The organism is Protofrankia sp. CiP1_Cm_nod1 (assembly GCF_920888515.1).
Lineage (GTDB): Bacteria > Actinomycetota > Actinomycetes > Frankiales > Frankiaceae > Protofrankia.
Genome location: NZ_CAKKTM010000148.1, coordinates 1 through 9,475, shown reverse-complemented (window position 1 = coordinate 9,475; position 9,475 = coordinate 1). Strand labels below are relative to the sequence as shown.

Here is a 9,475-nt window from a genome sequence, read left to right as displayed (position 1 = left end):
CGCCGTGGCCGGCGGGGTCCCCGGCGGGGCACTGCGGGCCGACCGCGGTCAGCGCGGAGGTCGTGGCCGGGGACGAGCCCGGCCCGTCCGAGCCGCCGCACGCGGAGAGCACCGAGATGGCGCCGGCGACCGCGGTGGCCCTGACCCGGGTACCTCGCCGTGGCCGGTCAGCTCCCGGCCCCCGCTCCCCCGTGACGCAGCGGACCAGCCTGGAGATCAATACAGGCCCTCCTCATCCAACATGAACCCAGGTGGCGACGGAGGGAACACCCTCGTCGTTGGTCACAAAAAGCATGTACCAGTCTGGCGGAAGCAGGTTGGGGTTCTCGGGGACGTCCAGTGTGACGCTGCCACCCGTCTGCTGGGTGATCGGCAGCGCCACGGAGCGTTGCTCGGTGTCGGTGACGTGGGTGTAGGCACCCGGCCGGATCAGACGCACCTTCGCCGCCGGCTGGGACGACTTCACGGTGATGGCCGTGCCCCGGGTGATCTTGGCCGGCACCTCGGAGACCGCCGGACGCTCGCCCTTGTAGAGGTAGGGCGGGGAGTACACCTCGACCCGGGTCTCGAAGGAGTTGTCGTCGCTGAGCGGGTTGGAGCCGAAGACCGCCACCCGCCCGTCCGGCAGCAGCAGGTACTCGGAGTGGTAGTCACGGCCAACGCGCGGATCGGCCGCCGGGGTGAAGCTGTTGGTGTCCGGATGGTAGGTCTCGGCGGTCAGCGAGTCCTTGGCCCGGTAGCCGGCGGAACCACCGGAGACCAGCACCGTGTCGTCGGGCAGGACGACCGCGCCGGGATACCGTTTGGCCACCGTCAGGTTCGGGCCGCTGACATAGGCGGGCGCGGGCGCGGAGAGGTCGACGATGGCGGTCCGGGCGCTCGCGGCCTGGGTGTCGCCGACGCCGCCGCCGGCAATGAACATCACCTTCTGGTCCTGCGCCGGCGCAAGCATGATCGTCCCGGCCGTCTCGTTGATCTCCGGCTCGGGCAGCCCGTTGACCGGCTGGAAGGAGTTGTCCGCCAGGTTCCACAGGCCGGGCTGGCGCTCGGAGATCTCCGCCGGGCCGTAACCGGCGTTGGCGCCGGAGAAGAACAGCCGGCCGTCCGCCGCGAGCAGCAGGGACGGGTAGGTGGGGAAGATCTTCTTCAGGTGGTGGCTGTCCTGCCATGTCCTGGTGGCCGCGCTGAACAGCTCGGTGTTGCCCTGGTCGATGTCACCGTTCTCGTCGAGGCCGGAGACCGACACCACCGTACCGTTGGCAAGGGTCACCAGGGTCGGATACCAGCGCGCGTGGTTCAGGTCGGCGGTCTTCTCGTACCGCTCGGTGTCCGGGTTGAAGATGTAGGAGTCCTTCAGCCCCTGGAACTCGTGCTTCTTGCCGTCGGGCGAGTCCTGTGCCAGGACCTCGTACTTCTTCGTCCCCCCGGCGATCAGCAGGTCGCCGTTGGGGAGGAAGGCCTGCCCCGCGCAGAAGACGTCCCACGGCGTGTAGACGTCGGTGAAGGTGTTCGCGACCGGATCCCACAGCGCGGTGGTGAACTTCCCCGCGTCGAAATTTGCCTGGTCGTTGCCGGAACCGGCCATGAGCAGTATTTTCCCGGTACGCAGCAGGGCCGCGTGAATGGACCGGGTGCCGCTGTCGGCAATGATGTCCCAACGCCCGTGGGTACGCATGTAGTCCGGCTGGTTGGACTGCCATTCGGCGTACTGCTCGCTGGCCCATGACACGGCGAACGGGCCGTTGCCGGCAAGAATCAGGACAAGCAGCACACTGAGCTGGAGCAGCCGCCGTCGGCGTACCCGGCGTTTCTGGGTGGACACCATCATGTCAGTTCCTCGAGCAGCCCGTCACCGGAAACACGGCGGCGGCGTGGCATGAGTTTCATGGTGGCCTCCTCCGTGTAGGTGCCAGGTCCCGGGCGCCCACGGACGGAGCCTCCCGCCGCCGGCTGCTCGGCCGAGGCTGCCACCGCGACCGCGGACCGCCCTCCGCGCGCGGCAGCGTCCTGGGCGCGGCGGGCCGGCTTCCCCGGTTTCCCCGGCTTCCCTGATCCGGCGCCCTGCGTGGGCCGGATCAGTTTCTGCGTGGCCTCCTCGGAGTAGCCGGCCGGCCCGAGCGAGGACAGCACCGCGGGCAGGATGATCGTCTGGGTGGCCTCCTCGCGGTATCCGCCGGGCGCGGAGGCCGACAGCGCCGGCACGACCGTCGTCTGCGTGACCTCCTCACCCCGCCCGCCGGACGCGGACACCGACAGCGCGGCCGGCCGTCTGAGCACCTTCGTGACCTCCTCGACATAACCCGAGGAGGCGGTGGCCGACGCGGCCGCGGGCACGGATCTCCCCGGAGCCGCTTTTTTCGGCCTGCTCGGTGCCGCTTTCTCCGGCGCCGATTTTCCTGGTACCGCTTCTTCCGGTGCCGGCTTTCCTGGTGCGGCTTTTTCCGGCGCCGCGGGCGCTGCTTCTTCCGCCGCCGCGGCGGACGCTTTTTCCGTCCTGGCGGGCGACGCCTTTTCCGCCGTCGCGGCGGACGCCTTTTCCGCCGTCGCGGCGGACGCCTTTTCCGTCGTCGCGGCGGACGCCTTTTCCGCCGTCGCGGCGGACGCCTTTTCCGTCGTCGCGGGCGGCGGCGCCATGGCGATGACCGCCGTGGTCTCGGAAACCGGTGCCTCGGCCACCGCCGTCCTGGCTGCCGCGGGCCTGCTTGCCGCGGGGGTGCTCAGCGAGGCTTCGGACGCGGTCGCCTGGCGAGGTATGCCCGGCTGCTCGGACGCCACCGCCGGCAGCAGGCCGGGCTCGCCGACGGGACGCAGCCGGCCCGCGATCAGGGATCCCCACCATATGAAGATGGGAAGCAGGCAGATGATCAACGATAATGCCGCCCAGACCATGTTCGCCGGATACACATGGCCGAAGCCGACCGCGGTGGCGATGGAGATCCCGGATATCGTCGCCCAGAAGATGTGCTTACGGAAGGTCAGCAGCCGGTCGGGGCTTGCGCTCTGCCCCTTGGGCGTGACCACGAAACCGAGCGGACGCCGCAGCAGCGCGCCGACGAAGGCGGTCGAGTAGAACGGCGTGCACAGCATGGAGACGAAGATCCCGGAGATGCCGGCGGTGCCCTTCTCCTCATGCGGGCTGATGTTGAACCGTCGCAGCCAGATGTAGAGCAGCAGCCTGGCCACGGCCACGTCGATGTAGAGGGCCAGCCAGGACGATATCTGCACGGTCACCCCGGTCGACCCCAGGGCCATGTAGCTGACCGTGAGCATCATTCCCATCAGCCAGGTGAGGGCGACGGTCGGGTAGTGCAGCATCAGGGTGGAGTAGTGCAGACGGTGCCCCCACGGCAGCTTCCGCAGCCGGCGGACCGACTCGGTGACCAGGACCTCGTTGGAGCCCCGAGCCCACCGCAGCTGCTGGCTGAAGAAGTCCGTCCAGGTAGCAGGACCCTCGCCAACCGCTACGACATCCGGCGTGTATACCGACTTCCAGTGCTTTCCAGAGTCAGACTGATACTCTCCGTGTACAGCGAAGGAGGTGGCCAGATCCTCAGTGATCGAATCCTGGAACCCGCCGATCTGCCGCCAGGCCGACACCCGGTATGCGTGGTTCGTGCCGACGAACATGCCGCAGTCGAACCGGTTCGCGGCCCGCTGGATGACCGAGTGGAACATGTAGTTCTGCGCTTCCGCGCCCCGGGTCAGGAAACTGTGGAAGTTCCCGTAGACCTGCGGTCCCACGACAAAGGCGACATCGGGGTCGCGGAAGTAGCCGAGCATGCGCGAGGCGAAGTTCGGCAGCGGAATGTGGTCGGGGTCGACCGACAGCACGACGTCGTAGGAGCCGCCGTGGGCGTCCAGCCAGGAGTTGTGGTTACCGTGCTTCGTTTTGGCCCGGAATCTTCCCTTCGGCTGGTTCCACCTTTCCACCCCTTTGCGGCTGAAATGGTTGACCCCGAGGTCCTTGCACATCTGGCGGACTGTCGGGTCGTCCCCCTCGTCGAGCAGCCAGATGTCGATGGGCGTGCCATAACGGATCTGCCGGGCCGCGATCAGGGTGTCGCGTACGACGTCCAACGGCTCCTTCGACGGGACGATGGTGGTCGTGAACGCGATCCGCAGGCCCGCCGGCGGCCGGACCGGCACCGGGTTGCGCATGATGTAGGCGGCCCAGCAGAGGGTGATCGAGTTCAGTAACCGGATCCCCTCGGAGACGACGATCGTCCAGAACATGACCAGGTTGCCGATGTGCACCGGTGTCGGCAGATACCTGCTCTTGGGGAAGTGGCCCGGCTGGATCAGCCAGACGAAGAACAGCGACGACAACCCGACGGTGGCTATCAACAGCGGCAGCACCATCCAGAGCTCCCGCCCTACCATCACCTTACGGTAGGCAACGCGATACTCTGTGTCAGCAGGCGGAAGGGTGAGCGGACCCGCGAGCTTCGAGAAGGAGGTGTAGTCGTAGGCCAATTCTCTTCCAAGGACTCGTGCCACCCGCGGGTTGCGGTCAGCGCCACGACATACGTCGCATGCGGGTCACATGTCGCATGCAGATCGGTGAACGGTGAACCGGTCCACGTCGGGACAGGGATGGATGCCAGGGTCTTCGTCCGTCGTCGGCGCGTTCACGGCCAGCGGCCCGCCGGCCCGGGGAGGGCGCGCGTCGACCCACGTGCCGGTGGCGTCACAGCCGGATCGGTCCGCGCCGGTCGCGCGATCCGCCAAGGACGTCATGCCACCGAGGCGCTATGGAGGCTGTGGGACACCACCCCCGGACACAGGCCCGCGGGCGCGCGGAGGCAACAGGCAGGGGACGTCACAGGGAACGCTCCAAGGGACGTCACGGGCGCCGGCCGCCATCAGGCCACACCACCGGAGACACCGCTGGACACGCCACCGGGGGGCCGCTCGGAAGCGCCAGCCGCCCGCCACGCGGCCCAGCCGAGAAAAAGCCCACCGAGGACGAGCGCGGCACCGGCCACGAGACAGAGCCACAGGCCCACGCCCACCTCGGCGGTGGCCACCGGGTTGTCCGTCTGGAACGTGCCGATCCGCTTCCGCAGGAGGCTGGCGGCTATCGCGTCCCCAGAATTGATCTTCAAGACACTCAGGGCGGCGATGACGCCGCCGGCGACGGGCAGCGCCAGCCCGAGCGGGCGGACGCGGGGGAGCTCGGACAGCAGCACGCTGATGACGGCGCAGAGGATGCCCAGGCCGAGCACCACCTTGCCGTGCCAGGACAGCTCCAGCCCCGATCTGTTGCTGTGCAGCAGATCGGCGCCCCGGTCGGCGAGGGTCGCGCCCGCCCACGGCAGGAAGGCACCCACCACGGCGATCAGCCCCGCCACGCCGCACACATGAACAATAATCACGTCCACCGTGCGCGGCCCGGCACCAGTCGGCGCGTCCTCATCCGACACGGCGTTCCCTCCGTCGTTGGCACAGTCACACCATGGAATTTCGACATCCGACGCCCCCGAAACGGGCGGACGAGCAGACCATCTCCGGTCCGGTCACGGTCCGGGCCAGGGGACAAGTAACGGAATTTCCAGAGCTGTCCCCTACCGAGCCAGAAGCGTACCCGCCACCATGGTCCGGCTGTCGGCATCCCCCTTGTTTGGCCAGGTCACCGGCTGGATGCCGCACCGGCGGGCCGCCCTTCCGCCCGGCGTTCACAAGTGCGGACCAGCGGCTCCACAAAAACACGATCACACCGCTGGCGTCCCCGTGCTAAACCACCAGATGACCGTCGCCGACGCCCACCCAGGTGGTGGATGTCAGCTCGGTCAGGCCCATCGGCCCACGGGCGTGCAGCTTCTGGGTGGAGATCCCGATCTCGGCGCCGAAACCGAACCGTTCACCATCGGTGAAACGGGTCGAGGCGTTGACCATGACCGCCGCGCTGTCGCAGGTCGCGATGAACCGGCGGGAGGCGGCCAGCGAACGGGTCACGATCGCCTCCGTGTGCCCGCTGCCCCACCGGCGGATGTGCGCGACGGCGTCGTCGAGGGAGTCCACCACCCGCACCGCCAGGTCCAGCGACAGGTACTCGGCGGCCCAGTCCTCCTCCGTCGCGGGCAGCGCCGAGGAGTCGTGGGAGCGGACCGCGTCGTCGCCGTGGACCGTCACCCCCGCCTGCCGCAGCGCCGCGAGCACCCGCGGCAGGAAGGCGTCCGCGACATCCGCGTGCACCAGCAGCGTCTCCGCCGCGTTGCACACCGACGGCCGCTGGGTCTTCGCGTTGAGGGCGATCGCCAGCGCCTGGTCGAGGTCCGCGTCGACGTCGACGTAGACGTGGCAGTTGCCGACCCCGGTCTCGATCACCGGCACGGTGGACTCCTCCACCACGGTCCGGATCAGCCCGGCGCCGCCGCGCGGGATCAGCACGTCGACCAGGCCGCGCAGGCGCATGAGCTGCTTGACCGACTCGTGGCCGCCGCCGGGCACGAGCGCGACCGCGTCCGCGGGCAGCCCGGCGGCGGCCACCGCGTCCCGCAGCGCCGCGACCAGCGCCGTGTTGGTACGCAGGGCCGAGGCGCTGCCGCGCAGCAGCACGGCGTTGCCGCTTTTCAGGCACAGGCCGGCGGCGTCGACCGTCACGTTCGGGCGGGCCTCGTAGATGATCCCGACCACGCCGAGCGGCACCCGGACCTGGCGCAGCTCGATCCCGTTGGGGAGCACCCGGCCGCGTACCACCGTGCCGACCGGGTCCTCGAGCAGCGCGACCTGGCGCAGGCCGTCCGCGATCGTGGCGAGCCGGCCGGGCGTGAGGGTGAGCCGGTCGACCATGGCCTCGCCGGTGCCCGCGGCCCGCGCGGCGGCCACGTCCGCGCCGTTGGCCGCCAGGATCGGCCCAGTGCCGGCGATCAGCGCGTCCGCCATCGCGTGCAGCGCGCGGTCCTTGTCCGCGCGGGACAACGGAGCGAGCACGGCCGCGGCGTCACGCGCCCGGACCGCGGTCTCGCGGACATCCTCCGCAAGGCTGTTCATGACCAGTTCCTCCCGACCTGACGGCTCGTCCGACACGCCACCCCAGCGGGCCGGAAACGGCGCGATCATGTTCCCGCGCCACCGGAGGACCGCGTGTGCGGGGCGGCGGACCGACGGCTGCGCGATCATGCCCGCGCCGCCGGAGGCCCACGTTGCCGCAGGTCGCGGAGGGTCGGGGCGGCACAACGATGTTCCCGCGCCCGGGCCCCACCGGCTCCGGGGCTCCCGTCGGCTCGGCGGCGCCGGCTCGGGAGCCCGCGAGCCGGCCCGGGACGTCCGGACGGCCCACATTTCCGTGGCACTACGAGGTTACCGGCGTGGAGGTTACCGGCGTGTCAGGGCAGCCTCGAGGATGCCTCCCCCGAGCCGGCGGCGACGCGGTCACGGTTTCCGTGGCGGGACGGGCACGCACGCAAACCGTACCCGCGTGCGGAGGCGCCGGCGGCGCGTCCTACCGTGCTGACATGCTCGTGCTGCACACATCCGACTGGCACTTCGGGCGTACCCTCCACCGGTTCGACCTGCTGGCGGCGCAGGCCGCCTTCGTCGACCATCTCGTCGAGGTCGTCCGGGCCGAACGCGTCGACCTCGTCGTGGTCAGCGGGGACGTCCACGACCGGGCCATCCCGCCGGTCGCGGCGATGCGGCTGTTCGACGAGGCGCTGTCCCGGGTGCGGGACGCCGGCGCGCACGTGGTGGTGATCAGCGGCAACCACGACGCCGGCGCCCGTCTCGGCGACAAGGCCGGGCTGCTCGACCCCCGGGTGCGCATCAGGACGGACGTGTCCGCCATCGCCACCCCCGTCACCGTCGAGGACGGGCACGGGCCCGTCCACGTCTACCCGCTCCCCTACCTGGAGCCGGCGGCGGTGGTCGACGCCCTGCCGGCGCTTCCCGCCCCGGGCGGCTACGACGGGCCCCACCCCGGCGGCACGAGTGCGGCAATAGACAACAGAGACACAACGGACGCGAAAAGCGATGGCCCGGTGGCGTCCAATGACACAACGGGCACGAATAGTGACACTGTGACTTCGAGCAGGGATGATCCGGTCGTAACCGGTGGTAGCAGGGCGCTGTCGCACGCCGCGACGCTGGGCCGGGCCATGCGGGCCGTGCACGCCGACCGGGCCCGGCGCGGCGGCCGCAGCATCGTCTGCGCCCACACCTGGGTCAGCGGCGGCCAGGGCAGTGACAGCGAACGCGACATCAGCGTCGGCGGGCTCGCGGCCGTCCCGGCGAAGCTCTTCGACGGGGTCACCTACACCGCGCTCGGGCACCTGCACCGGCCACAGGCGCTGGACGAGGGCCTGCGCTACAGCGGCTCGCCGCTGCCCTACTCGTTCTCCGAGGCGGGCGACGTCAAGTCGTCGCTGCTGGTGGAGATCGACGCGGACGGCCTGTGCGGGCTGGAGGAGATCCCGGTCCCCGTGTACCGCGGCCTCGCCCGGCTGCGCGGCCGGCTCGCGGAGCTGATGGCCACCGCCGACTACGAACGGCACACCGCCGACTTCGTCTCGGTGGTGCTCACCGACCCGGTCCGCCCGCTGGACGCGATGGCGGCCCTGCAACGCCGCTTCCCCTTCGCTCTCACCCTCAGTCACGAGCCCGCGCTCGACGCCACCGGCGACGAGCTCACCTACGGCCGGCGCGTCCACGGGCGTCCCGATCTCGCGGTGGCCGAGGCGTTCGTCGCCCATGTGCGCTCCGAATCGAGCGAGCGTGAACGGGCCCTGTTACAGGCGGCGTTGGACGACGCCCGCCGGGCCGAGGACGCGGCCTGATGCGCCCGCACCGGCTGGAACTCACCGCCTTCGGAGCCTTCCCGGGGAAGGTCGAGCTGGATTTCGACCGGCTGGGGGCCGGCGGCCTGGTACTGCTGTGCGGCGAGACCGGCGGCGGGAAGACCACGCTGCTCGACGCGCTCGGCTTCGCACTCTACGGGGTCGTCCCGGGGCTGCGGGCCCGCGCGAAGGACCTGCGCTCCCACCATGCCGAGGCGGACGCCCAGCCACAGGTCCGGCTGGAGTTCAGCGTGTCCGGGCAGCGCTACCAGATCACCCGTACAGCCGGCTGGGACAGGCCCCGGCGCGGCGGCGAGGGCAGCTCCCGGGTGAACCCGACCGCCCTGCTCAGGCGCCGGACCGACACCGGCTGGGAGGCTGTCGCCCAGCGCAACGAGGACGTCGGGCTCGAGATCGGCCGGCTGCTCGGGATGACCGCCGAGCAGTTCTTCCAAGTGATCATGCTGCCGCAGGGGCGTTTCGCCGACTTCCTCCAGGCCGACCACGACACGCGGGAACGGCTGCTCAAGCGCCTGTTCGCCGTCAGCCGGTTCGAGCACGCCGAACAGTGGCTCGCCGACCAGGCCAAGATCGCGGGCGAGCGGCTGGCCGCCGCGCGCGGCGACCTCGCCCGGGTGGCGGCCCGGGCCGCCGAGGCCGCCTCAGCCACCGAACCGGACGATCTCGAGGCCGACGCCGAC

General features: G+C 70.5%; 6 protein-coding genes and 1 pseudogene. 2 read left to right on the top strand and 5 right to left on the bottom strand.

The genetic code is table 11. The features are described from left to right. From NBX02_RS07340 to NBX02_RS07320, 5 genes and pseudogenes are all read right to left on the bottom strand, one after another. A pseudogene (locus NBX02_RS07340) lies at positions 1–220 on the bottom strand (glycoside hydrolase family 6 protein); the annotation flags it as partial. A 12-nt stretch (positions 221–232) separates the two neighbouring features. Next, positions 233–1,828 carry a galactose oxidase-like domain-containing protein gene (locus NBX02_RS07335; RefSeq protein WP_250285444.1) on the bottom strand — a complete coding sequence of 532 codons (1,596 nt, stop codon included), beginning with the start codon at positions 1,826–1,828 and terminating at the stop codon, positions 233–235. Beyond that, a complete protein-coding gene (locus NBX02_RS07330) occupies positions 1,825–4,359 on the bottom strand; it encodes a glycosyltransferase family 2 protein (protein ID WP_250290565.1) in 2,535 nt (844 codons plus the stop codon). Before NBX02_RS07330 ends, NBX02_RS07335 begins: the two co-directional genes overlap by 4 nt. Positions 4,360–4,862: 503 nt before the next feature. Further along, positions 4,863–5,423 (bottom strand): hypothetical protein, encoded by a 561-nt coding sequence (locus tag NBX02_RS07325; protein WP_250285447.1) that lies wholly within the window; start codon positions 5,421–5,423, stop codon positions 4,863–4,865. A 310-nt stretch (positions 5,424–5,733) separates the two neighbouring features. Beyond that, a complete protein-coding gene (locus tag NBX02_RS07320) occupies positions 5,734–6,993 on the bottom strand; it encodes a glutamate-5-semialdehyde dehydrogenase (protein ID WP_250290563.1) in 1,260 nt (419 codons plus the stop codon). Positions 6,994–7,457: 464 nt separating this feature from the next. Between NBX02_RS07320 and NBX02_RS07315 the strand changes: the two genes are divergently transcribed. Together NBX02_RS07315 and NBX02_RS07310 are read left to right on the top strand one after the other, a co-directional pair. Further along, positions 7,458–8,774 (top strand): exonuclease SbcCD subunit D, encoded by a 1,317-nt coding sequence (locus tag NBX02_RS07315; protein WP_250285449.1) that lies wholly within the window; start codon positions 7,458–7,460, stop codon positions 8,772–8,774. Beyond that, positions 8,774–9,475, top strand: a 702-nt coding sequence (locus NBX02_RS07310) for an AAA family ATPase (protein WP_250290561.1), incomplete at its 3' end; no start/stop codon positions are given. The genes NBX02_RS07315 and NBX02_RS07310, both read left to right, overlap by 1 nt.

Coding starts and splice junctions, on each gene's coding strand:
- NBX02_RS07320 (WP_250290563.1), bottom strand. CDS start 6,993: ATGAACAGCCTTGCGGAGGATGTCCGCGAGACCGCGGTCCGGGCGCGT.
- NBX02_RS07335 (WP_250285444.1), bottom strand. CDS start 1,828: ATGATGGTGTCCACCCAGAAACGCCGGGTACGCCGACGGCGGCTGCTC.
- NBX02_RS07315 (WP_250285449.1), top strand. CDS start 7,458: ATGCTCGTGCTGCACACATCCGACTGGCACTTCGGGCGTACCCTCCAC.
- NBX02_RS07330 (WP_250290565.1), bottom strand. CDS start 4,359: ATGGTGCTGCCGCTGTTGATAGCCACCGTCGGGTTGTCGTCGCTGTTC.